Raw genomic sequence first — 23,918 nt, forward strand, 5'->3', positions numbered from 1 at the left:
ATTGCCCCGTTACATGTTTCAAGCACTCAGTGGAAAGGGCAGCTTCCACCCCGGATATGGTCGATGAAATCCTGTTCGAACAGTTTCAGCGCGCTCTGGATGGGCTCCGCCGCGCCTGGGGCCAGGGCACAGAAAGTATTGCCGGGGCCCATACGCGAGGTGTGTTGCCGCAGCAATTCAAGGTCATCGATTTCTCCCGCGCCGCTTTCTATCCGCTGCAGTATCTCCACCACCCAGGGCAAACCATCCCGACACGGTGTACACCAGCCGCAGGACTCACGGGCAAAAAAACGGGTCAGATTGAGTACCAGACCTACCGGGCAGGTGGCCTCGTCGAGTACGGTGATGGTGCCGGTGCCGAGCCGGCTTCCCGCCTTACCGATCGCGTCGTAGTCCATTGGCAGGTCGAGATGTTCGGGACCGAGGAAGTCGGTGGAACCACCGCCGGGCAGGAATCCCCGCAGGGTGAGCCCGGCTTTCAGGCCGCCCGCATGTTGTTCGATGATTTCACGCACTGTGGTGCCCATGGGCAGCTCCCACAGGCCGGGATTGTTCACTTTGCCACTGGCGCCGAAAAGTTTGGTGCCGGCGTCCTCGCCGTGCCCCAGCTTTCGATACCAGTCGGCGCCGTGAAGAAGTAGGTGCGGCAGATTGCATAAGGTCTCGACGTTGTTGACCACTGTGGGCCTGCCCCAAAGCCCACTGACCTGTGGGTAGGGCGGTTTGGCCCGCGGGATCGCGCGCTTGCCTTCCAGTGCGTTCAGCAGCGCAGTTTCTTCGCCACAGATATAGTTGCCACTGCTGCGATGCAGGTAAATCCTGAGGGTCTGATCCGCACCAGTGGTTTCTGGGGCAAGCAGGCCGGCGTCATTGAGTTCGGCAATGGCTGTTTCCAGACGCTGCGTGGCGAGGTGGTATTCACCGCGGATGAAGATATAGGCGCTGGTGGCACCGATGGCATGAGCCGCGATGGCCATACCCTCTAGCAGCAGGTGCGGATCCCGCTCCATGAGCAGGCGATCCTTGAAAGTACCCGGTTCCATCTCGTCGGCGTTGCAGACCAGATAGCGGATCGGGTGGGCCTGGCGATCCTTGGGGACGAAGCTCCACTTGAGGCCGGTATTGAAACCGGCACCGCCACGACCCCTGAGACCCGCCTTCTGTACCAGATCGATAAGATCTTCGGGAGGCATTTTCAGTGCGCGCAGCCAGCCGCGGTAGCCGTCGTTGTTGCGGTAGGCCTCGAGATCCGGTGCTGCGTCTTCTGCGCCGATGTTCTTAGTCAGTGGATTGGTCAGCATGCCGCCGTCTTTTTTCTGCCAATAAGGCGCGGAGTTTTTCCCCGCTCAGGTGCGTATGAAGCTCTCCGTTCATCAACAGTACCGGCGCGCGATCACAGGCGCCGAGACAGGGGTTTTCGAGCAGGGTGAAAATACCGTCAGTGCTGGTCTCGCCGGGCCCAATACCAAGCTCCTCGATGATGTCTGCTTGCAACTGCTCGCAACCGAGAATCCAGCAGCTGGAACTCTTGCACAGCTGGATCACCTCGGTTCCAGGCGGACTGCGGAACAGCAGTTGGTAATACGTGGCCAGGCCCTCCAGTTCTGCCTCTGCGATACCCAGGTAGGCGGATACCGCTCGCAGGCTTTCATCGGAGATCCAGCCACGTTTGCGCTGCACGATGCGCAGGGCTTCTAGCCCAGCCGCGCCGTCGCACTCGTAATGACTGCGCTCCTCGTCGATCTCGTTTATTTCCTCTGCAGACAACTGTGGGGCCTCCCCCTCCTGCCGTACGGGAATGCGGTGAAATTCTGGTAGCTGTTGTTCTTCCATTGTCTGCCCTTAGCGATCCACATCCGCCATCACGAAATCGATGCTGGCAATGATCGCGATCAGGTCTGCCACCATCAGTCCCCGGGATATTAACGGAATCATCTGCAAGTGGGGGAAGGAGGGGGTACGGATGCGGGCCCGGTAGGCACGGGTATCGCCATCACTGATCAGCTGGTAACTGTTGATGCCTTTGGTCGCTTCCACGGGTACACAGACTTCACCGGCTGGCATGACTGGCCCCCAGCTGGCATTGAGGAAGTGCTGGATCAGCGTTTCGATATCATGCATGGTGCGCGGACGGTCCGGGGGGGTTGTCAACGGATGCTCGGCCTTAACCGGCCCGCCGGGCATGTTATCCAGGCACTGCCGGATAATGCGCAGACTCTGGTGCATCTCCTCGACCCTCACCCAGCAGCGGTCGAAGCTGTCACCGCACGCCGCTGTGGGGATATCGAAATCAAACTGGTCATAGCCGCTGTAGGGCCGGCGCTTGCGCAGGTCCCACTCGAGACCGGTGGCGCGCAGACCGGGTCCAGTGACACCCCACTCGATCGCTTCTTCGGTGTTATAGACGCCGATACCCCGTGTACGCCGCTTTACTGTGCCGTTTTTCAGTACCATGCCCTCGTATTCACGCAGGCGCTTGGGCAAGTAATCGATAAACTCCCGGACTTTTTCTTCCCATCCCCGTGGCAGGTCCATGGCCACGCCGCCAATACGGAACCAGGAAGGGTGCATGCGTGCACCGGTAATGGCCTCGACGATACCGAACAGGCGCTCCCGATCCTCGAACATGTAAAACACCGGGGACATCTGTCCCACGTCCTGGGCGAAAGTGCCGTAAAAGACCAGGTGGCTCGACAAGCGAAAAAACTCGCACAGCATGACGCGGATGACCTGTGCCCGCGGCGGCACAGCAATACCTGCCAGCTGTTCCAGTGCCAGCACGTAGGGAAGGTTGTTCATGACCCCGCCCAGATAGTCCACTCGATCGGTGTAGGGGATGTAACTGTGCCATGATTGTCGCTCGGCCATTTTTTCGGCACCGCGGTGGTGATAGCCGATATCGGGCACCGCATCGACAAGGCGTTCGCCGTCCAATTGCAGGGCAACACGGAAAACCCCGTGCACGCTGGGGTGGTTGGGCCCGAGGTTCAGGAACATGTAATCGCTGGACTCACCGGTGCGGGCCATGCCCCATTCTTCCGGCTTGAACAGCAGTGCCTGTTGCTCGCGCTGTTCTTTTTCTTGGTCGAGGCTGAAGGGGGCTTTTTCCGTGGCTCGCGCGTGATGATCCTTGCGCAGCGGGTGTCCCTGCCAGGTCTCCGGCATCATGATACGGCGCAGATTCGGGTGCCCACTGAAGATGATCCCGAACAGGTCCCAGACTTCCCGCTCATACCAGTTGGCGCTGGGCCAGATGCCGGTAATGGAAGGAATGCGAAGGTCGGACTCTGCCAGTGGCACTTTGATGCGAATAAACAAGTCCCGTTCGAGAGAGAGCAGGTGGTAGACGAGGGTAAAGTCGCTCTCCGGTTGCCGGTCCTGGTTTTCACCGCGGTGGACTCGTAGCCGCTCATCGACCGCGCTCAGGTCGTAGAGCATGCGAAAGGGCAGGGTGATCTCCTGTTTCAGGGTAATCAGGATGGGTAGCAGCCCCGCGGACTCCACCCACAGTGTGGGTAGGTCGAGGCAGTCCGGTTGCAGCCAGTAACTCGGTGCGGTCTCCAGGCGGCGGAGATCGGCCAGGAACTGCTCAGCTGCCGCCCGGTAGGGTGACTGGAGTGACGTAGATTCGGCAATCACCTCTCTCATCACGCCCTCTCCGTTTATACCGAGTCCGGTGTGCGCAGCTGCTCGGCGCGCATGCGCTCATCCCGGTGGAGATCCCGCTGGCTTGCTCGAGGCACTTCCCGGATGCGCTGATCCTCTACGATCCAACTCAGTGCGCGGCGTTCTTCCGCCACGGACTTCTGCAACAGGGTCAGGCCCTGCATCAATGCTTCAGGCCGTGGCGGACAGCCGGGTACATAGACGTCCACTGGCAGAAAGCGGTCGACGCCCTGCACTACGCTGTAGATATCGTACATGCCACCGGAATTGGCACAGGAGCCCATGGAGATCACCCAGCGGGGCTCCATCATCTGTTCGTAGAGGCGCTGAATGACCGGCGCCATCTTCAGGAACACGGTGCCAGAGATCACAATCAGGTCGGCCTGACGCGGGGTCGCGCGGATCACCTCCGAGCCAAAGCGGGCCAGGTCATGGCGGCTGGTGAAGGCAGTGGCCATCTCCACATAACAGCAGGACAGGCCAAAGTTGAACGGCCACAGGGAATTCGCACGCCCCCAGGCCACCAGGTCCTCCAGCTTGGTCAGCAGAATATTGCGACGCACGTCGGATTCTGGCGTGTTCTCTTGTGTAGTCTCTCTCGCAATCAGTTCTGATTCGGGCGGTTGAGCCCGGGTCAGTGTCCAGCGCATGGTTGCTCCTCAGGGCGGCCGATGGCTTCGCGAATTTTTCAGGCTCAACTGTCGGCCACCCCAGTCGAGTGCTCCGAGGCGCCACAGGTAGATGAGTCCCACCAGCAGAATGCCAACGAATACGGTAGCCTCCACAAAGCCTGCCAATCCCGCCTCCCGGAACGCCACAGCCCAGGCAAACAGAAACACTGCCTCGAGATCGAAGATGATGAACAGGATTGCCACCACGTAGTAATTCACGGCAAACCGCAGGCGTGCGCTGCCCTGGGAGACGATGCCAGATTCATAAGGCTCATGGGTGGCAGGGTCTGAGCGGCGCTGACCGAGCAGGTGTGATAAACCCAGCATCAATCCGATCAACCCGGTGATCGCCAGTGCATAGACGATTAGCGGCCAGATTTCGCCGGAAGTCGCTGTTTCTGCCACTGTTTGCTCCAATGCCTGTGTTTTATCGGTGTCGGCTGATCTGGTTCTGACGTGATTGAAAGGTCAGGTTGAAGATTCTTTATTCAGAGGATGCCTGCGCACTTTTCATTCTTCTGGCATCGTAAGTGTTCAAGCTTTGCCGGGGTTGGATGGCAATGAAAAATTTCTAAGACAAAGCACTGCAGGGTATATAGAAGGGAAAAAGCGCAGCTGCCAGTGAACGGCGGTAGACTCCTTGTCGTGCGTGATATTGAGGTGGGTTGTCGGCGCGAGAACTTACGGGCGGCACATGAAACGTCGCTGCGAAGTGCCATTTCGGGTGATCTCAGGCATGACCGCGTTAGCCTATCTACTCGCTACTGAAAAGGTTTCGGGCTCAGAAAGAAACGGCATCAGCGCCGATTTTCATTCGCCGTCAACATAAAAGTATGCTTTGGTCGATAATTCGTCTGTGCAAGAGATAGAGGGAGTCTGTGATGCGAAGATTGATGACTGTTCTTCTCGCCATCGGGGCGTGTTTTTCATTGGCTGCAGACAATACCCTGAAAACGGATGCAGATACCATGTCCATGGTCCCGCCAGAGCTCATCGTGGGACCTTACCGGCATGTTCGGCCACAAGATGTCGGTGTGAGTATTGGGCCAGGCGTCATCGCGGCATTCCCAACGGCTACTTACCGCGGGTCCATGAAGGTTCGCTCCCCAACCACGATTGAAAATGTCGTTATCGAAGGGTGCTTGCGTATCGAAAGCGATAATGTGATTTTACGCAACGTGGTCATTCGATGTGATTCGTTCTATCCGGTCAAAGCTAGCGATCATTCGAATGCTCGCATCGAGTACAGTCTGGTGGAATGCTCCACGCCCACTAAAGTATTCCGCCTCTCCAATTATCGAAATTTCGTGGTCCATCGCACGGAAACCCGTGGCTGCGAGGACCTGTTCTTCCTCGGCGGTAACAACGATGGGCTTGAGGTTACCTACAACTACATGCATTCACTGACTCTGACCCCGAAATCTCACGCGGATGGGTTCCAGTTCGGCAAGGTACCGATGTCAGGCTCGGCTATCATCCGTGGCAACTATTTCTGGGCCAACGCCGAAGGCCCCAAGACCGATATCATATTTGCGGAGGGCGCTTCGCAGGTTCAGTTTCTCATCGAAGACAATTTCTTTCACGTTTGGGGCCTACGCACGATTCGTTGTGGTGGTGAGGGGGTCAGCTGCACCATACGCAACAATGTCTACGAACAGGCTTTCGAGAACATGAACTTGCTCCGTTACGGCAAGCTGCTCTTTAGTTATCTCAGGGGAGGCGGTGCCCATGCCGCATCCTGTAATCGCCTTGAAGACGGGTCCTTCGCGAGGGAGTATCAGAGCGGTACCGATCGTTTCTACGGCGTCCGTCACCAGGTCTCCGATTGTCCGGAGTGGCCATATTGATGTGATTTACTATCTAACCATATTTATGGTTGTGCAGCATTCTGGTCGAGTGTGATCCTGTTGCTTTAAGTTGGGGCTGAGAGAGAGCTTGCAGGATTCGATTGCGGTGCTTTAAACGCACTGGAGTCTATTGGATTATTTTTGGCTATGTATCTTTCTGCCTCATTCTGCAGTTTTCCTGTTTGCTGAAGAGGCTTGAATGGTTGATGATTGACGATTCAATTTTTCCCTTTCCTAATTTTTTATCTGTGTGGTTGCCAGGGGGTTGTCTGTTAATCAGGCTGGTTTTTCTGTTGGGGAAGTGATTACCTGGCAATGGTGTGACGTCTGTTAACAATGACTGATAGTCACTGGGATGCGTATAGCCGAGTCTTGGTTAGAAATGGTTGAGTAGGGGGCAAGATGGATGAGCGTGTAGATTTGAGACGGTATGGTCGGAGTGGACGTGTAAAGGGTTACCTGTGGCTGCTCCTTTCTGTTGCCGTTATTCTGTTGATACCGTTTATTGCGATGCAGGTGACCGAGGAAGTCCAGTGGGGCCCTGGTGATTTCCTGGTAATGGGGACTCTTTTGTTGGTGCTTGGCAGTCTGTGTATCTTTGTGCTGGGCAAGGTTGCATCCCGATGGCGTTTACCTGTTATTGGATTGTTTATTCTGACCTTTTTGTGGGTGTGGGCCGAGCTGGCTGTAGGGGTATTCACAGATCTGGGGCAGTGATTGCCGCTTTAGCCATCGCTGGATGGCCGCCGGCATTGCCGGCGTCAATCGTTATTAACTCCTTCAGAATAGCGGCAAAAGAAAAGGGGCTTGCGCCCCTTTTACTATCATTGAATCGACTGCAGTCAGCAGCGCTTACAGCTTGGAAATCTCCTCCAGCTGCTGTTGCAGGCGATCCTGCGCGCTTTGCATGTCCACCAGCTTGCCGCGCTCCTTCTCGACCACCGCCTCGGGGGCCTTGTCGACGAATTTCGGGTTTTTCAGTTTACCCTCTACCCGTGCCAGCTCCTTGGCCAGTTTGTCGATTTCTTTTTGCAGGCGTGCAGATTCGGCAGCGACGTCGATCAGCCCGGCCATGGGTACCAGCAGCTCCACGTCGCCGGCCAGCGCGGTGGCGGAGGCGGGGGCGGCCTCACCGGCGTTGAGCCAGGACACGGACTCGAGGCTCGCCAGCTTGATCATCAGCGCACGGGCGTTGTCCAAGTTCTGGCGGTCTTCGGCGCTGCCACCGCGCAGGATCAGAGGGATCTTGGTAGCCGGGGAGATTTTCATCTCACCGCGGATATTGCGCACGCCCTCAATCACCTGTTTGAGCGCCGCGATGGCGGCCTCGGCTTCAGTGTCGATGCGGTTCTCATCGGCTTCCGGGTAGGGCTGCAACATGATGGTATCGCCGCTCTGGCCCGCCAGATCTTTCACCCGTTGCCAGATCTCCTCGGTGATAAACGGCATCATCGGATGTGCTAGGCGCAGCACGGTCTCGAGAACGCGAATGAGGGTGCGACGGGTCCCTTTTTTCACTGCCTCGGAAGCGGATTCGTCCCACAGTACCGGCTTGGAAAGCTCCAGGTACCAGCTGCAGTATTCCGCCCAGACGAAATCGTACAGGGCCTGGGAGGCGAGGTCGAAGCGATAGCTGTCCATGGCTTCGCGCACGGCTTTCTCAGTGCGCTGCAACTGGGAGATGATCCAGCGGTCTGCCAGTGACAGTTCGAAGTCGCCGCTGCCGTCCTGGCCACAGTCGTGACCGTCGCAGTTCTGCAGTACGTAGCGGGAGGCGTTCCAGATTTTGTTGCAGAAATTGCGGAAGCCCTCGATGCGGCCCACATCGAATTTGATGTCGCGGCCGGTGGAGGCCAGCGAGTAATAGGTGTAGCGCAGGGCATCGGTACCGTAGGCAGCCAGGCCCTCGGGGAATTCCTTGCGGGTCTGCTTCTCGATCTTCTCGCGCAGGTGCGGCTGCATCATGCCGGAGGTGCGCTTCTGTACCAGACTCTCCAGGTCGATGCCGTCGATCAGGTCGATGGGGTCGAGCACGTTACCCTTGGACTTGGACATCTTCTGCCCGTGGCTGTCCCGCACCAGACCGTGTACGTATACGGTATGGAAGGGTACCTCCTTCTTGAAATAAAGGGTCAGCATCATCATGCGCGCGACCCAGAAGAAGATGATGTCGAAGCCGGTGACCAGCACCGAAGTCGGATGGAAAGTCTTCAGTTCTTCGGTGTCCTCGGGCCAGCCCAGGGTGCCGAAAGTCCAAAGGCCAGAAGAGAACCAGGTGTCGAGCACGTCCTCGTCCTGGCGCAGGGCGATATCGCCCAGGCTGTGCTTCTGGCGCACCTCTTCTTCGCTGCGACCGACGTAGACATTGCCGTTGTCGTCATACCAGGCCGGAATGCGGTGGCCCCACCACAGCTGGCGGGAAATACACCAGTCCTGGATATCGCGCATCCAGGAGAAGTACATGTTCTCGTAGTTCTTCGGCACGAAATTGACGCTGCCGTCTTCGACTGCCTTGATCGCCTCTTCGGCCAGCGGCTGGGTTTTTACGTACCACTGGTCGGTGAGCCACGGCTCGATGACGACACCGGAGCGGTCGCCGCGCGGAACCTTCAGAGTGTGCGGCTCCACTTTTTCCAACAGGCCGAGGGCATCCAGGTCGTCGACGATCTGCTGGCGTGCAGCAAAGCGTTCCATGCCACGGTACTTTTCCGGCACGTCGTTGTTCAGGTTCGCGTCCGCATCGAGGATGTTGATCATCTCGAGGTTGTGGCGCTGGCCCATCTCATAGTCGTTGAAGTCGTGGGCCGGGGTGATCTTCACGCAGCCGGTACCGAACTCGCGGTCGACGTAATCATCACCGATGATGGGGATCTCACGGTCGGCCAGCGGCAGCTTGATGGTCTTGCCGATCAGGTGCTGGTAGCGCTCATCTTCCGGATGTACGGCTACGGCGGTATCGCCCAGCATGGTTTCCGGGCGGGTGGTAGCGACGACCAGATGGCCGGAGCCATCCGCCAGCGGATAGCGGAAGTGCCACAGGTGACCCTGCTCTTCCTCGTTCAGTACTTCGAGATCAGAAATGGCCGTGTGCAGTTTCGGATCCCAGTTCACCAGACGCTTGCCGCGGTAGATCAGGTCGTCTTCGTACAGGCGGATAAAGACTTCCTGTACGGCCTTGTAGAAGCCGTCGTCCATGGTGAAGCGTTCACGGGACCAGTCGGGGCTGGCGCCCAGGCGGCGCAGCTGGCGGGTGATATTGCCACCGGACTGTTCCTTCCACTCCCACACCTTCTCGATGAACTTGTCGCGGCCCAGCTCGTGGCGATCGGTACCCTCGGCAGCCAGCAGGCGTTCCACCACCATCTGGGTGGCAATACCGGCGTGGTCGGTGCCCACCTGCCACAGGGTGTTGTCGCCCTGCATGCGGTGATAGCGGATCAGAGCATCCATGATGGATTCCTGGAAGCCGTGGCCCATGTGCAGGCTGCCGGTGACATTCGGCGGCGGAATCATGATGCAGTAGGGATCGGCCTGGGTATCGCCGCTGGGCTTGAAGTAGCCGCTCTCTTCCCAGGTTTTGTACCACTGCTGTTCAATGGCGTTGGGCTGGTATGTCTTGTCCATGCGGGTGGGGAAACCTTGTGTTGACTGACTGCGGGCGCCTGCATTGCGGCACGAAAGCGTGCGGGCAAGGCTGTCACTGCGCCGAAAAAGGCGGGAATTATACCGCCGCGGCAGGGGGCGGCAAAAGGGAGGTATTGGTTCGGGGGCGCCAATATTCTGACCTTGGCGACTGTGGACGGCGGGAACGTTGGGCGCGGCTGGAGTTAGCGCTTGGCCTCCAGCTCGTCCAGCATCAGTTCAATCCGCGCCCGTAGCTGGCGCTCGAGCTCCGGAAGCTGGCTTGCCACCAGTCGATCGATGAGTTTCTGGCGCCGCTGGGCGCTCTCCAGCTCGGCCGGGGAAGCCTGAGTGGGTTGGCCGGGTTGGGGGGACTGGGGTTCATCGTCCAGGTGGGAATCGATGGCCGCTCCACCCGCTACTTCCTGCTCCAGCTCTCGCAGGGCCTCGGCGACCGCAGCTTCCTCTTCCTGCTCACTCTCCGTGGTAGGGCTCGGGGAAAGCGCCGGTTCCGGCTGCAGGTCTTCCGCCTCTGCCGGTTGCTGAGTCGGCTCTGGATCCCGGGGTACCTTGCCGCCGGTCAGGCGGGCACGGATATGGGCCGGCAAAAACGGGTTTTCCGCTGACTTGGGCGCCGGGGGATCGAACAGATCCGTCTGCTGTTCCGCAGGCTTATGCTTGGCCGAGTTATCCACGGTGACCGCTTTCTCGGCAGCCGGAGAAGAGGGCAGGTCCTCCAGCGGGCGCAGCAGGGCGCGATCCGCCTCGTTTAGCTCAGGGCTGATATCTTCCGGTAACTCCTCGTCCACCGGAGAAAAGAGGACGGGAAGATCACTCTCGTCGAGCGGTTCCTGCACCGGCTGGTACGCGGGAGGGGCCTGGCGCGGGGAATAGGCCGGCGCTGGTTCTGCCACCTGGTCGAGGAGCGGGATATCTCCCAGATCATCGGTGCCCAGCAGATCGCGCAGGGAGCTGAGTTCGCTCAGCAGTTCATTGGAATTGCCCTGCTGTTGTCGGCGCTGTTTGTGCTTGTGCTTCTTGCCGGCCATCTGCTGCGTTCCGAGGGGGCGGAGTTAGTGATTACTGATGCGATGGGATTGTAACGGATATCCGCGGTCGCGAAAGTAGCCGTAACGCTGTCGTGAACGGGCAAGGGCGTCGGGCTGCTGGATGACGATCTCGGCGAGCCGTTCAAAGCGGCTGAACCAACCGGGTACTTCGCTGCAGAGGTTGATCAGGAGGCCATGATGGGGTCCTGGATCCTCGCCGCAGTTGATTTCCACTGCGGCCTGCTTGTCCGCCTGTTGTCGGTCGTGGGGGAGAAAAGTGTCCTCGCGAAAGGTCCACAGGAGCCTGTCCAGAGCCTCGGCCCGCTCCGCGTTATCCACGGCGACGAGAACCCGCAGTCCGGCCCGGTAGGCCTTCTCTGCCAGCCGGCAGGCAAAGTGGTCGCCGGATTCCGGGGTGTCGGAGGAGAGGATGTAGAAATCGATGCGGGTCATGGTGCTCTGTTTTGATGTGGACTGGCGGCAACGGACTGGATACCCGGGGCCTGGTGGTGGATTGCGGGACCGTTGCAGATGAAGGTGTCGACACTGCTGTGCCACCTTCAGAGCTGTAACGACAGCCTGTCCCGCAAACCGCCACCGGCGCCGTCAAAAGTCGGTGCCGGCGAAGGGCTTGCTTATTTATTGAGCAGGTATTGCATCAGCAGCGGTACCGGACGACCCGTAGCGCCTTTGTTGCCTCCGGAGTTCCACGCGCTGCCGGCGATATCCAGGTGGGCCCAGGTGTAATCCTCGGCAAACCGTGACAGGAAGCACGCCGCGGTAACCGAGCCGGCCTCGCGACCGCCGATATTCTGCATGTCGGCGAAATTGGAGTCGAGAGAGGACTGGTACTCGTCCCACAGGGGCATATGCCAGGCGCGGTCGCCGGTGCGCTCGCCGGCACTGAGCAGTGCCTGGGCCAGTTCATCCTTGTTGGCGTAGAGGCCGGTGGCGTGATTACCCAGTGCGATGACACAGGCGCCGGTGAGGGTGGCGACATCGATCACCACCTCTGGCTTGAACTTGGCTGCATAAGTGAGGGCGTCACAGAGCACCAAACGCCCTTCGGCATCGGTGTTGAGGATCTCGATGGTCTTGCCGGACATGGAGGTGACGATATCGCCGGGCTTGCTGGCGCGGCCGCTGGGCATATTCTCGGCGGCGGCCACCAGACAGACCACATTGATGGCCGGCTGTAGTTCTGCCAGTGCCGCCATCACGCCGAACACACTGGCGGCGCCGCACATATCGAACTTCATTTCGTCCATGGCCTGGCCAGGCTTGAGGCTGATACCGCCAGTATCAAAAGTGATGCCTTTGCCCACCAGCACGACCGGCTTCTCGCTGGCCTTGCCGCCCTTGTACTGCATGGCGATCAGTGCCGGCGGCTCGTCACTGCCCTTGGCCACACTCATGAAGGCACCCATACCGAGGGACTGCATTTTCTTGGCGTCGACGACCGAGGTGGTGATCTTTGCGTGTTTTTTCGCCAGCTCCTTGGCCTGATTGGCGAGATAGGTGGGGGTGCAGATATTGCCCGGCAGGTTGCCCAGTTCGCGTGCGACATTGCTGCCGGTGGCCTGGGCCGCACCCATGGCCACGCCGTCTTTGACTGCCTTCAGCTGCTTGCGGTCCGGAGCGTGCACCTGGAACTTGGCCAGTGGGTGGGGTTTCGCGTCACTGAGGCAGCGGGTGAATTTATAGGTGGCCAGGCCGGCCGCGAGAGCGAGCTGCTGCGCCTGCCAGGCGGTGTCTGCCTCGGTGACTTCGAGTTCTGTCAGATAGCTGAAGGCGTCCTTGAAGCCTTTTACAGCTTCTGCACTGGCCTTGGCCAGCTTGCGGAAGTCGGCCTGGCTGAGTATTCCTTCGCCGCTGCGCACCAGCAGGACGCGCTCCGCCGGGCCTTCGATCATGGACAGGAGTTGAGTGGCGCCGAGTCGGCTGCCCAGGTCATTGCGCTTCAGCAGCTTGCTGATGACACCGCCACAGGCCTCGTCCAGAGCGGTGCCGCTCGCGGTGAGGCGATTTTTTGCATCCACGGGAATGATGGTGCAGGCGGTGCGCTGTTTGCCAGCTTCGGAGACCTTGGCGGAGAACTGCATGATTCCTTTTCCTTCTCTGTTAACCCACTCTGAATCCGCGGGGATGTCTCGCGACCGAGACATCGGAAATAATTTTGGCGATAATGCGCGCACAAGTTTAACCCCTGGCGGCCGGGATTGCTGCAGGGGCCGGAAACTTGATCAAATTTGATCCAGACTCCCAGTCTCCGCTGTCACCAAGGAACGCATTTATCCTGTGATTATCTTCCGCTATCTCTGCCGCGAGCTGCTTTTCGCCACGCTGGCAGTCAGCGCTGTTTTGCTGCTGATGGTGATGAGCGGCCGTTTCGTGAAGTACCTGGCCGAAGCGGCGGCCGGGGACCTGTCCGCGGGTATCCTCTTTTCCCTGATGGGCTACCGCCTGCCGGGCTTTCTCGAGCTGGTGCTGCCGCTGGGCTTCTTCGTCGGCATCCTGCTCGCCTACGGGCGCCTCTATATCGAAAGCGAAATGACGGTCCTGCACGCCTGTGGCTTCAGTGAGCGGCGGCTGCTGACCTATACACTGGCCCCGGCACTGCTGGTGGCGCTGGTGGTGGCTGCCATGAGTCTGTATTTCACGCCCACCGGCGCGGAACGTTCCTCGGGCCTGCTGACCGCAGACAAGTCCCGCAATGAATTCGATCACCTGATACCGAAGAAATTTGTCTCGACCGAGGGTGACAGGGCCGTCTACTACGCCGATGCCCTGAGCGAGGACAAGTCGACGATGTACGACGTGTTTCTCGCCGAGCTGGGTTCCTCTCGTGCAGATACCGAGACGGATTACCAGATCGTGCATTTTGCCCGCGAGGGGGTGCAACAGATCGATGCAGAAACGGGGCTGCGGTACCTGGTGCTCAATGATGGCTACCGCTATGAGGGCGTACCGGGGCAGCGGGATTACCGGGTGATGAAATTCGACAGCTACGAGATCCTGCTGGATATTCCGCGCCTGCGCCAGAGCGCGAGCGATCGCATTGAGGCGGCTTCGACACTGGACTTGTTGCGCAGTGACGGGCGCGAGGAGCGGGCCTATCTGCATTGGCGATTCAGCCTGCCTGTACTGGTTCTGGTCGTGGCGGTGTTGGCGGTGCCACTCAGCCGCACCAATCCCCGCCAGGGGCGCTACGCCAAAATGATTCCCGCCATTCTCCTGTATATGGTGTACCTGGTCGTGCTGCAGGGGGTGCGTGGGGCCGTTGAGGACGGTGATATCGAAAACCCGGCCGCTATCTGGCTGGTCCATCCGCCATTCCTGATCCTGGGCCTGTTCCTGCTGGGTGGCCGCAACTGGGGGCGCCGACCCAAGAGCGCCCCTGCCGACAGCGGCCCGCCGGCAGATGGGGAGGTGAAGGATGCATAAGCTCGATATGTACATCGGCCGCACAGTGGCGCTCTCGGTGGGTGCGGTGCTGATGGTGATCCTGGGTCTCGACATCATCTTTGCCATCGTCGATGAGCTGGGCGAGATGGATGCGGGCTACCAGACGGCCCAGGCGATTCAGTACGTGATCTGGACCATCCCCGGGCGGATCTACGAACAGCTGGGCTTTTCCGCCCTGGTGGGCTGCATGGTGGGGCTGGGTACCCTGGCTGGCACCAGTGAGCTGACGGTCATGCGCGCTGCCGGTGTCTCCATCGGCCGGATTGCCTGGGCAGTGATGAAACCGGTGATCCTGTTGATTGCCATCGGCCTGGCGCTGGCGGAATTTGTGGTGCCACTCACCAACCAGACGGCGGAGAGCCGCAAGGCGATCGCCCTCGGTGACCTGGAGGATGCCGGCCTGGAGAGTGGCATGTGGATGCGCGATGGCGATGAGTTTATCCACTTCAATGCCGCGATATCAGGCGGCCGGCTGTACGGCATTACCCGTTATCACTTCGGGGGTGAACGTGAGCTGGAGTGGGTGGAGTTCGCTGAGCGGGCACAGTTTGCCGAAGACAAATGGATGCTGAACAACAGCCGCGCCACGCGCTTCTCCGAGGAGTTTGTGGAGAGCGATGCCCGCGAGCGTGGTATCTGGCAGACGGACATTTCGCCACAGCTGTTCTCGCTGGTGGTGCCGCTGCCGTCCGACCTTTCGCCCAGTAGCCTCTGGTCCTATGGCCGTTTCCTCGATCGCAAGGGCGAGGATGCCAGCCGCTACTGGCTGCAGTTCTGGAAGAAGTTGTTGCAGCCGCTCACCATTGCCAGCCTGGTCATGGTGGCAATCTCGTTCATCTTCGGTCCATTGCGCGAGGTGACTACCGGCCTACGGGTGTTTACCGGGGTGATCGTGGGCATTGTTTTCCAGACCCTGCAGGACATGCTCGGGCCTTCTTCACTGGTATTCGGCTTTCCGCCCTTCGTGGCGGTGTTGGTGCCCATTGCGCTGTGCTTTGCGGTGGGCTGGATGCTGTTACGGCGGGCGCGCTAGCCCGCCGATCGGTTGTTTTGTATCCGTTATTTCTTGCTGGGTTTGGGCAGCAGGCGAACCTGGGAGTTGGATGCCAGGTCGTGCCAGCTGGCGCGATCCTGACGTGTCCAGGCCCAGAAGTACCCTGCACCGAAGAGTACGAGTGAAATCGGCGCGACCAGTGCGCGGATCGTGCACTGCGTCCAGCTCAGCTGGACCCCCTCCGGGTTCGCCACCATCAGTCGCCAGGCGCGCATACCGATCGTCTGGCCGGCTCCCCGCCAGGACCAGAAATAATAGCCGGCGATCACCGCCAGCATACCCAGCTGTAACAGCGGCCCTCCGACACAGGGGGTGTAATCCAGCTCCCCTGGCTTGCACTCCAGTCCACCCACCGTCGAAGCGACCATCATTGCCAGGAATCCATAGACCATCAGCAGGCCGAGGACGATGAGTGCGTCGTAGACGAGGGCCGCCAGGCGTTTGCCGACACCGGCGTAAGGCAGTTCGGTAAAACTGGTGGGGTTCTGCTGTTGGGTCACGGTTTACTCCGCCTGAACTGATGCTATGGCGGCGGATTCTATCAGAGGCAGTGGGGCAGGGGGCGGTAGTGGGTTGTGAGTGGCTTGTGAGCGCAGAGGTTAGTCGTGCAGAGGTCGGACTTCCGTGTCCGCGGTTCGAATATCAGAATTCGTATTCGAAGGAGAACTTGAACTTGTCGTCGGAGAGGCGCACGTCGTAATCGAAGGCCTGGCCGATCTTGCCGTGGCCATCGGTATAGCGCAGCAGGCCGTTACTGCTGCTGCGGCGATTCTGTTCCCGCCAGGTACGCCATCCCATCTTGAGGATCTCGTTGACAGCTTTGCCACCGGTAGTGGGCTCGAACTCATCTGGGTTGGTATACATTTGCAGCCACTGGTAATTCAGCTGGCGCTGCACGTTGCCCATGGAGTTGTTGCGCAGGTTTTCAGCCGCCTCGAACAGGGCGGTATTGTCCATGCCGAAGGCGCTGTCGACGAAGAAGGCATTGTCTGCCTGCAGGTTCAAGGCGGTGTTGGAATCGGGAATGAACAGTTCGTCGGAAAGGCAGTGGGTGGAGACTGGCGACAAAAACAGGGCGAACACGTACGGGAGGTGTCGACTGGCACGAGGACGATGTCTGCAGAGTTCCATTGGATCTACCCCGGGGTGTTTACTTCTTCCTGCACGGCGGATTAACCGCCGCTGAATTTATTATGGTTCACCCGTTACGAACTGTTGTATCTCACATCCACCACGAACCGCGCAAGCCCGGAGTGTGGATTTCATATGAATTTTGGTCATTGCGTCACAGGCCGCGTGAGCGCTGGCCCCGTTTATTGTTGCCGAAAATTCGGGGGCTGCGACAAGCCCCGCGCCATTGTTTTTTATCACCCTCAGCCCGGCGCAAAAAACGTTGATATGCAAATTTAATCTAGGAGGCGCCAGTCGATGACTTTAGCGACTGGCGTGCCGTTCTACCCGGTGAATGAATGATGACAGCGTTGTCTTTTTTACTTGGGTGGCGCAGAATGGGGCAAACGTAGCGCTCATAACCAATAACAGTCAGAAGCTCCTATGAATCGTCTGCTCCCCGCTGTCGCCCTGTCCGTCCTGCTTGCCGCCTGTGGCAAGCCTGAGAATGTCCACACCCCGGTCACTCAGCGCATCGCCGACCACTTTTCCGTGAGCCAGGAGGTTCTGACCAACTTCCAGGGCGTCGATAAGGCGCTGCGGTCCGACTGCAAGCTGGCCGGCGGCAGTGGGGCCATCTGCTCCACCTATCGCATCTCACTGACCAACAACGGTGACGGGATCGGGGCGGGTGAGCGAGATTGGACGCTGTACTTTCACAGCATCCGGCGCACCTTCCGCCTGTTGAATCGGGACGACTTCACTCTCGAGCATGTGAAAGGGGATCTGCACCGGCTGAAGCCTAATGGACAATTTGCTGGAATCGCTGCCGGTGAAACGGTCGAGCTGGATTTCCTGGCCGAGAACTGGATGCAGTTCGAGTCCGACTTTATGCCGCGGCTGTTCGTGGTTGATGCGGACGGCGGGGCGCTGGTGATCGCCTCTACTGACAGCGACGGCATTGACGGGCTGGTGGAGCCGATCGGCAAGAACGATCCGGACAACTGGAAGCGCACCGCAGCAGACGCCAACATCCTGGCGAACGCCAGCAATCGCTATGCGGACTTTACCGCGGAAGAGAGCATGGCCGTTGAGTCCTGGCGGGAGCGGATCATTCCCAGCCCGCTCAAGACGGAGGTGCTTGGCGGGACGGTACAGATTGGGGCTGGAATTGCCGTGGACCCGGGCCCACTGAGCCCGGATAGCATCGCGGCGGTTCAGACACGCCTGCAAACACTAGGACTTTCCGCTGCGACTCGCGAGGGGGCCTATCTCGTTTCTGTCACCATCGAGCCGACGGCTTTTGCTGACCAGGTGAGCGGTGCCTACCGTCTCGAGACAACTGAAACGGGTGCCAGCGTGACGGGCTTCGACCAGGCGGGCGCTTTCTATGGCCTGCAGTCTCTGCTGGCTCTGGTCGACATCCGTGAACAGACCCTGGCCCAGGTCGCAGTTGACGATGCGCCGCGCTTCCAACATCGCGGTATGTTCCTGGACGTTGGGCGCAATTTCCATACCAAGGCCGTGGTACTGCGACTGTTGGATCAGATGGCGGCCTACAAGCTCAATCGCTTCCACTTCCATCTGTCTGATGACGAGGGCTGGCGGCTGGAGATCCCCGGTCTGCCCGAGCTGACTGAGGTGGGCGGGCGCCGCTGTTTCGACCTCAATGAAGATCGTTGCCTGCTGCCCCAACTGGGTTCCGGTCCCAAGGACGATAACAACGGCAGTGGCTACTTCTCCGTTGATGACTATGTCGAGATCCTGCGTTATGCCGCTGCCCGCCACATCGAAGTGGTGCCCGAGTTCGATATGCCGGCCCACGCCCGCGCCGCAGTGGTGGCGATGGAGGCCCGCTATCGCCGCCTGGCTGAAAGCGCGCCGGAGCAGGCCAGTGAGTTCCGGCTGATCGACTCTGAGGATGATACCGAGTACTTGTCGGTGCAGTTCTACAACGACAGCTACATCAACCCCTGTATCGACTCCACTTACCGCTTCGTGGGCAAGTTGATACGGGAAGTGCAGGCCATGCATGTCGCCGCTGGCGTACCGCTTGAGACCTGGCACTTTGGTGGTGACGAGGCAGTGAATATCCTCGCAAGCGGCAGCTTCGAGGATGCGCCCGGCAGTGATCCGGAAAAGGGCGATGTAGCGGCCTCCGCCCGCAAGCAACCCTGGAGCGGCTCGCCGCAATGCCAGAAGCTGGTGGCAGATGGCGATGTGGAATCCATGGATAAACTCGGTGAGCACTACGCCAAGCAGGTGAGTGCGCTGCTGGTCGACGCCGGCATTCCGACCATGGCGGCCTGGAATGACGGGGTCAAGCGGATCGACGAGGCCGCTGCGGAACTCGCCACCGCCGACAACTATGCCAATTCCTGGGGGCCGCTGTTCTGGGGTGGCGGCGATGAGAGCGTGCACCTGACCGAGTCCGGATTCGATGTGGTGCAGTCCCATTCCGACTTCCTCTACTTCGATATGCCTTACGAAGTGGATCCGAAGGAGAGCGGTTACTACTGGGCATCCCGCTATATCGATACCGAGAAGACCTTCAGCTACGCGCCACTCAATACCGCGCAGCTGGCCGAGGTCTCCACCGATCGCGATGGCAACGGTTGGTCTGCCACCTCACCGTCGATGGAATTCGCTGAACGGGTGCGGGGAATCCAGGGGCAGCTCTGGAGCGAGGTGGTACGCACCGATGCCCAGGTGGAGTACATGGTTTACCCCCGCCTGCTGGCCCTGGCTGAACGTGCCTGGCACCGGGCCTCCTGGGAACTGTCACCACAGGAAGGGCAGAAATTCTCGGCAGAGACGGATCTGGTAGACAAAGCCGCGCTGGCGCGTGACTGGGCCGAGTTTGCCGCCACTCTGGGCCGCAAGGAACTGCTGAAGCTGGATCGTGCCGGAGTGGGTTACCGCGTGCCGGTGCCGGGAGCAGTGCAACTGAATGGCGACCTGCATGCTGCCGTGCCTTTCCCGGGACTACCGGTAGAAGTATTTGATGGCGAGCGCTGGCAGTCTGTAGATAAGGCGGCAAGCTCCGCTCAGGTGCTGGCGGTGCGGGCCCGTAGCAGTGACGGCCAGCGAGCCGGCCGTGCGGTGGAGTTGCCGCCGATCACGCAGACGGCAGAGCGCTGAGTCATCGTCCCCGCATCGGCAGTCGGAGTGCAGGCCTGGCCACGGGAATGCGCCGGATCATGCGGGTCCGGCATGGAAAATGATGGAGGCGGGGGTTCCCGTCTCCGGATCCACAGGCTCGTCCAAACGGGACAGTGGCAGTCCCTTTTCCCCCAGCAGGGCGATCCAGTCGCCGAGGGTGCGAAAGTACCAGGGCGGGGCATCGCTGAATTCGTCGTTGAATCCCTTCCAGGTTCCACTCCTCCAGCCACTCCGGTAGTCGCCGTCGGCGCCCCAGCAAGGGTGCAATGTCTGTATCAGCAGATAGCCACCGGGCTCTAGCAGGTCGATGGCCGCGGCCAACACCCGTTCGACCGATGCCTCGCCGATCAGCGAGAAGTTGCACACCAGCAAGTCAAAACGCAGCGGGAAGCGGGCGCTCTCCATCTCTTCGTAGCGCATTTCCATAAACCGCTGCCCCAGGTCGCCTGACTTGTCCCGCGCAGCCGCCACCAGTTCCGGAACTCCATCTACGCCCCACGTTTCAATTCCCTCTGACGCCAGGGCGCGACAGAGCCAGCCCTCGCCACAGCCCACGTCGAGAGCCGTACGCGGTCGGTGCGTGAGGGCGGCGGCTACAATTGCTGCATCGGTTACTCGGATCCGGCTGCCGATCTCGGCGTTCTCGATGGCTCGCTGCCAGGGGGCGGCATTGCGCCGCCAGCTGTGTAGTACCTTTTCGTCGCTGAATTCGGAATCGGTCATGATTGGCGCTGCGCTCCGGTAGGAAATTTCATGGGGCGGGTGTAGTGTCCCAGTGTAACGAGGGAGAGGGAATAAAAGAGATAACGCTATGCCCCGTGAAATGATCTTTGATTACATCATTGTCGGTGGAGGCTCCGCCGGCTGTGTATTGGCCAATCGTTTGAGTGCCGACGAGAAGCACCGGGTATGCCTGCTGGAGGCAGGGCGAAGCGACCGCAGCCTGTTGATTCAGATGCCGGCCGGGATCAGCTACCTGGTACCGGGCAAGCGCTATAACCTCCACCATTACACTGACCCCCAGCCGGAGCTGAATGACCGCCGTCTATTCTGGCCCCGGGGGCGCACTCTGGGCGGCAGCAGCGCCATCAACGCGATGATCTATATCCGTGGCAACGGTGCTGACTACGATGCCTGGGAAGCCGCCGGCAGCCCAGGTTGGGGCTGGCGGGATCTGCTGCCATATTTCCTGCTGGCTGAGGGGAATGAGCGGGGTAGCGATGCCTACCACAGTGGCTTCGGACCGCTGGCGGTGTCAGACCTGAAGTGGCGCTCTGAGGCCGGCAACGCCTTTGTCCGCGCTGCGCAGGCGGCGGGTCATCGTCTGAATAGTGATTTCAACGGCAGCCAGCAGAGCGGCGTGGGCTTTTATCAGGTCACCCAGAAGCACGGCCGGCGATGCTCCTCGGCGCGGGCCTACCTCTACCCGGTGAAGAACCGCCCCAACCTCAGTGTTTTTACCAAAAGCCAGGTCGCGCGCCTGTTGTTTCGCGGCGACCGGGTTGTCGGCGTGGAAATGTTGAACGGCCACAGGGTGCTGGCCAACAAGGAAGTGATTCTCTGCGCAGGGGCTATCCAGTCGCCGCAACTGCTGATGCTCTCTGGAGTTGGTGATGAGAGTGCCCTGAAAAAACTCGGGATTGTGCCCCAGGCACACCTGCCGGGTGTCGGCCGCAATTTGCAGGATCATCTGGACATCACCCAGGTGGTGGAGGCGTCGGCTCCGGTGACCTTTTCCACATCCTTCGGGGCGATGCTGAAAAATGCGGCGCACCTGCCGGAATTCCTTTTCGCCAACCGTGGGCCGCTCACCAATAATGTGGCCGAGGCGGGCGGCTTTGCCAGCTCCAGCCTCGCCGGCGCTCACCCGGATATCCAGTTCCATTTCACTTCCGCACCGCTTTTCGAGCATGGACTGAAAAAAGAGCGGGGCTACGGCTACTCGTTGCACGCCTGTGCCTTGCGCCCGAAAAGCCGGGGGGAAATTACCCTGGTGAGCCGCAATCCAAAAGATCTCCCGAGGATTCAGCCCAATTATCTGGCCGAGTCGGAAGACCTGCAGGTTCTGGTAGAGGGGTTCGAGATGGCTCGCGAGATCCTCGAGCAGGAGGACCTCAAGCGTTACCAGAAACGGCTCTGGAGCCCGGGTAAGTCGTTGAGCAAGCGCAAGGCCATCGAGTCTTTTGTCCGCCAGCATGCGGAGACCATCTATCATCCGGTGGGGACCTGCAAAATGGGCCGTGATGACAACGCTGTGGTCGATGCGGAATTGCGGGTTCGCGGCGTGGATGGACTGCGGGTAGTGGACGCCTCCATAATGCCGACCCTCATTAGCGGCAACACCAATGCTCCGGTGATTGCCATCGCCGAAAAGGCGGCGGATCTGATCCTGAACAAGGAGAAGTCCGCGGCCGTCGATCTGGAAGCACTGGAACTGCAATGATCTGGCTATGCCCTATCTGTCATTCGCCCCTGGAATGCCGTGACGTCGATTGGCACTGTGGAAACGGCCATCTGTTCGATCGGGCCCGCGAGGGCTATGTGAACCTGTTGCCGGTACAGCACAAGCACTCCAGGGAGCCGGGTGATTCGGCTGACATGTTGCGCGCTCGCCGACGCTTCCTCGAGGCAGGACACTATCGCTCGCTGGCAGAGGCCATCACTGCATTGCTGCCATTTGAGTCCGGACGCCAACTGCTGGATGTCGGTTGTGGCGAAGGCTATTACACGCGCCAATTGCACGAGGCTGGCTGGCCTGCCGACGCTCTGGCGGGGGTGGATATCGCCAAGGCCGGTGTGCGCATGGCGGCCAAGAGCCAGCCGGGCAGTCAGTATGTCGTGGCGGGAAATTTTGATCTGCCCGTAGCGGAAGACAGTGTCGACCATATCCTGCGGGTATTTGCCCCCGGTGACGCGGCGGAGCTCAGTCGCGTGGTCAACCCCGGAGGTTCGATCGTCGATGTGGCGCCGGGGCCGGAGCACCTGTGGTCCCTCAAACAGGCCCTGTACCGGGAGCCTCGTGAACACGCACCGCCAAAACCGCTGGAGGGTTTTGTGCCCGAGGTGGAGCTGCGCTGCTGTTTCCTTTTCACTCTGGAGAGTACTGAGGAGATCGCCGATTTCCTGTCCATGACGCCCTTTGCCTGGAAAGGGGATGCCGAGGCGAGGGCAGAACTGGAGCAGCGGAAGCGGCTCAGGCTGGAAGCGGACTTTGTCGTGCGGCGCATGGTGAGCCGCAAGTAAGCCCCAACAAGAACAAATCAATAGACTGAGCTGGAATTACCCTGCCGATGGCCACGCCGAAAGATTACGGATTTATGCAGCGCGCCCTCGAATTGGCGGAGATCGCCGCCGAGCGGGGAGAAGTCCCGGTGGGTGCTGTGGTGGTACAGAATGGGGAGATTATCGGTGAGGGCAGCAATCGCCCCATCGGCAATTGCGACCCCAGTGCCCATGCCGAGATTGTCGCCCTGCGCCGGGCCGCCGACCATGCCGGCAATTATCGCCTGCCCGATGCCACCCTGTACGTGACCATTGAACCCTGTACCATGTGTTTCGGAGCAATGATTCACGCGCGAATCTCACGGCTGGTGTATGGTGCCACCGAGCCCCGTGCCGGCGTGGTGGAGAGTCAGCTGCAGTTGGGGCAGGCCGGATTCTTCAATCATCGCATTGCCGTCGAGGGCGGTGTCATGGCCGAAGAGGGAGGAGATCTTGTCAGAGACTTTTTCCAACGAAAGCGTTGAGATGGCGCTGGCATTCCTGATCAATTCGCTGCTGGTCGCCACAGTGGTGGTGATTCACCACGAAGCCCTGAATGGCTTGTTCCGAATCGGCCAGAAACTGACGGTGCACCGTAACCTGGCACTGCTGATCGGTGTTTTCGGGGCGCTCATCGCCCACATCACCGAGATCTGGCTTTTTGCCCTGGGTTACTTCTACATGGTGCATTCAGATGCCTTCGAGACATTGAAGGGTAATTTTGACGGCTCCCTGATTGATTGTGCCTATTTCTCCTTCACCACATACACCTCGCTGGGTTTCGGTGATATCGAGCCGCTGGGGCACCTGCGTTTCACCGCAGGGCTGGAGGCGCTGACCGGGCTGGTGATGATCACGTGGACAGCCTCGTTCATGTTCCTGAAGATGCAGAGATACTGGGTGCATCGGCAAGACGGTAATGGTTACTGAAGCGGGTCGCACCCGTGTCCCCCCTACCCAGTAAGTGATCAAAATAAATGCCCCGTCGCTGACGAACGGGGCTGATAAGGTT

At 59.8% G+C, this 23,918-nt stretch carries 21 protein-coding genes; 9 read left to right on the forward strand and 12 right to left on the reverse strand.

The features are described from left to right. Nucleotides 1-26: 26 nt before the first annotated feature. From nuoF to ndhC, 5 genes are read right to left on the reverse strand one after another with little or no spacing between them, the layout of a single operon-like run. Nucleotides 27-1,301: an NADH-quinone oxidoreductase subunit NuoF gene (gene nuoF, locus AUP74_RS09275; RefSeq protein WP_069947333.1), complete on the reverse strand. Its 1,275-nt coding sequence runs from the start codon at nt 1,299-1,301 to the stop codon at nt 27-29. Next, on the reverse strand, nt 1,279-1,833 hold the full coding sequence (gene nuoE / locus AUP74_RS09280; protein WP_083260900.1) for an NADH-quinone oxidoreductase subunit NuoE: 555 nt from the start codon (nt 1,831-1,833) through the stop codon (nt 1,279-1,281). The genes nuoF and nuoE overlap by 23 nt, the downstream gene beginning before the upstream one ends. A gap of 9 nt (nt 1,834-1,842) precedes the next feature. Further along, a complete protein-coding gene (gene nuoC / locus AUP74_RS09285) occupies nt 1,843-3,648 on the reverse strand; it encodes an NADH-quinone oxidoreductase subunit C/D (protein ID WP_083260901.1) in 1,806 nt (601 codons plus the stop codon). Nucleotides 3,649-3,662: 14 nt separating this feature from the next. Beyond that, nucleotides 3,663-4,316, reverse strand: a complete 654-nt coding sequence (locus tag AUP74_RS09290) for an NADH-quinone oxidoreductase subunit B (protein WP_069947334.1) — start codon at nt 4,314-4,316, stop codon at nt 3,663-3,665. Between the two features lie 9 nt (nt 4,317-4,325). Then, nucleotides 4,326-4,742: an NADH-quinone oxidoreductase subunit A gene (gene ndhC / locus AUP74_RS09295; RefSeq protein ID WP_069947335.1), complete on the reverse strand. Its 417-nt coding sequence runs from the start codon at nt 4,740-4,742 to the stop codon at nt 4,326-4,328. Nucleotides 4,743-5,479: 737 nt separating this feature from the next. On the opposite strand from ndhC, the gene AUP74_RS09300 reads away from it, so the two are divergent. Beyond that, a complete protein-coding gene (locus AUP74_RS09300) occupies nt 5,480-6,184 on the forward strand; it encodes a hypothetical protein (RefSeq protein WP_145924358.1) in 705 nt (234 codons plus the stop codon). A 402-nt stretch (nt 6,185-6,586) separates the two neighbouring features. Beyond that, entirely contained in the window at nt 6,587-6,901 is a 315-nt protein-coding gene (locus AUP74_RS09305) for a hypothetical protein (protein WP_193427330.1), read from the forward strand. Between the two features lie 135 nt (nt 6,902-7,036). Here the strand turns inward: AUP74_RS09305 and AUP74_RS09310 are convergent, their stop codons facing one another. The 4 genes from AUP74_RS09310 to AUP74_RS09325 all read right to left on the reverse strand — a co-directional run bounded on the left by AUP74_RS09310 (nt 7,037) and on the right by AUP74_RS09325 (nt 12,956). Continuing rightward, nucleotides 7,037-9,808: a valine--tRNA ligase gene (locus AUP74_RS09310; protein WP_069947337.1), complete on the reverse strand. Its 2,772-nt coding sequence runs from the start codon at nt 9,806-9,808 to the stop codon at nt 7,037-7,039. Between the two features lie 203 nt (nt 9,809-10,011). Then, nucleotides 10,012-10,854, reverse strand: a complete 843-nt coding sequence (locus tag AUP74_RS09315; RefSeq protein WP_069947338.1) for a hypothetical protein — start codon at nt 10,852-10,854, stop codon at nt 10,012-10,014. Between the two features lie 24 nt (nt 10,855-10,878). Then, the gene (locus tag AUP74_RS09320) at nt 10,879-11,307 is read right to left on the reverse strand and encodes a DNA polymerase III subunit chi (protein ID WP_069947339.1); all 429 of its coding nucleotides are present in this window, start codon (nt 11,305-11,307) and stop codon (nt 10,879-10,881) included. A 182-nt stretch (nt 11,308-11,489) separates the two neighbouring features. Then, nucleotides 11,490-12,956: a leucyl aminopeptidase gene (locus AUP74_RS09325; RefSeq protein ID WP_069947340.1), complete on the reverse strand. Its 1,467-nt coding sequence runs from the start codon at nt 12,954-12,956 to the stop codon at nt 11,490-11,492. A gap of 196 nt (nt 12,957-13,152) precedes the next feature. Here AUP74_RS09325 and lptF point away from each other — a divergent pair, with 196 nt between their 5' ends. Both lptF and lptG read left to right on the forward strand, forming a co-directional pair. Continuing rightward, nucleotides 13,153-14,298, forward strand: a complete 1,146-nt coding sequence (gene lptF / locus AUP74_RS09330; protein WP_069947341.1) for an LPS export ABC transporter permease LptF — start codon at nt 13,153-13,155, stop codon at nt 14,296-14,298. Continuing rightward, nucleotides 14,291-15,352, forward strand: coding sequence for an LPS export ABC transporter permease LptG (gene lptG, locus AUP74_RS09335; protein ID WP_069947342.1), 1,062 nt, complete (start codon nt 14,291-14,293; stop codon nt 15,350-15,352). The genes lptF and lptG overlap by 8 nt, the downstream gene beginning before the upstream one ends. A 26-nt stretch (nt 15,353-15,378) precedes the next feature. On the opposite strand, the gene AUP74_RS09340 is transcribed toward lptG, so the two are convergent. Both AUP74_RS09340 and AUP74_RS09345 read right to left on the reverse strand, forming a co-directional pair. After that, nucleotides 15,379-15,873 carry an RDD family protein gene (locus AUP74_RS09340; RefSeq protein WP_069947343.1) on the reverse strand — a complete coding sequence of 165 codons (495 nt, stop codon included), beginning with the start codon at nt 15,871-15,873 and terminating at the stop codon, nt 15,379-15,381. Nucleotides 15,874-16,015: 142 nt separating this feature from the next. Continuing rightward, complete coding sequence (locus AUP74_RS09345; RefSeq protein WP_069947344.1) at nt 16,016-16,504, reverse strand: hypothetical protein; 489 nt, start codon at nt 16,502-16,504, stop codon at nt 16,016-16,018. 423 nt (nt 16,505-16,927) lie between these two features. Here AUP74_RS09345 and AUP74_RS09350 point away from each other — a divergent pair, with 423 nt between their 5' ends. Beyond that, entirely contained in the window at nt 16,928-19,624 is a 2,697-nt protein-coding gene (locus AUP74_RS09350; protein ID WP_069947345.1) for a family 20 glycosylhydrolase, read from the forward strand. Between the two features lie 57 nt (nt 19,625-19,681). On the opposite strand, the gene AUP74_RS09355 is transcribed toward AUP74_RS09350, so the two are convergent. Continuing rightward, nucleotides 19,682-20,368, reverse strand: a complete 687-nt coding sequence (locus AUP74_RS09355) for a class I SAM-dependent methyltransferase (protein WP_069947346.1) — start codon at nt 20,366-20,368, stop codon at nt 19,682-19,684. 88 nt (nt 20,369-20,456) lie between these two features. Between AUP74_RS09355 and AUP74_RS09360 the strand changes: the two genes are divergently transcribed. The 4 genes from AUP74_RS09360 to AUP74_RS09375 are packed head-to-tail and all read left to right on the forward strand — an operon-like array spanning nt 20,457 to nt 23,836. Then, nucleotides 20,457-22,088, forward strand: coding sequence for a GMC family oxidoreductase (locus AUP74_RS09360; RefSeq protein ID WP_069947347.1), 1,632 nt, complete (start codon nt 20,457-20,459; stop codon nt 22,086-22,088). Continuing rightward, nucleotides 22,085-22,888: a putative RNA methyltransferase gene (locus tag AUP74_RS09365; protein ID WP_069947348.1), complete on the forward strand. Its 804-nt coding sequence runs from the start codon at nt 22,085-22,087 to the stop codon at nt 22,886-22,888. Before AUP74_RS09360 ends, AUP74_RS09365 begins: the two co-directional genes overlap by 4 nt. A gap of 47 nt (nt 22,889-22,935) precedes the next feature. Further along, on the forward strand, nt 22,936-23,391 hold the full coding sequence (gene tadA, locus AUP74_RS09370) for a tRNA adenosine(34) deaminase TadA (RefSeq protein WP_069947349.1): 456 nt from the start codon (nt 22,936-22,938) through the stop codon (nt 23,389-23,391). Continuing rightward, a complete protein-coding gene (locus tag AUP74_RS09375; RefSeq protein WP_226999747.1) occupies nt 23,360-23,836 on the forward strand; it encodes a potassium channel family protein in 477 nt (158 codons plus the stop codon). Before tadA ends, AUP74_RS09375 begins: the two co-directional genes overlap by 32 nt. Nucleotides 23,837-23,918: the final 82 nt, after the last annotated feature.

Origin of the sequence: Microbulbifer aggregans (genome assembly GCF_001750105.1) — a bacterium.
GTDB classification, from domain to species: domain Bacteria; phylum Pseudomonadota; class Gammaproteobacteria; order Pseudomonadales; family Cellvibrionaceae; genus Microbulbifer; species Microbulbifer aggregans.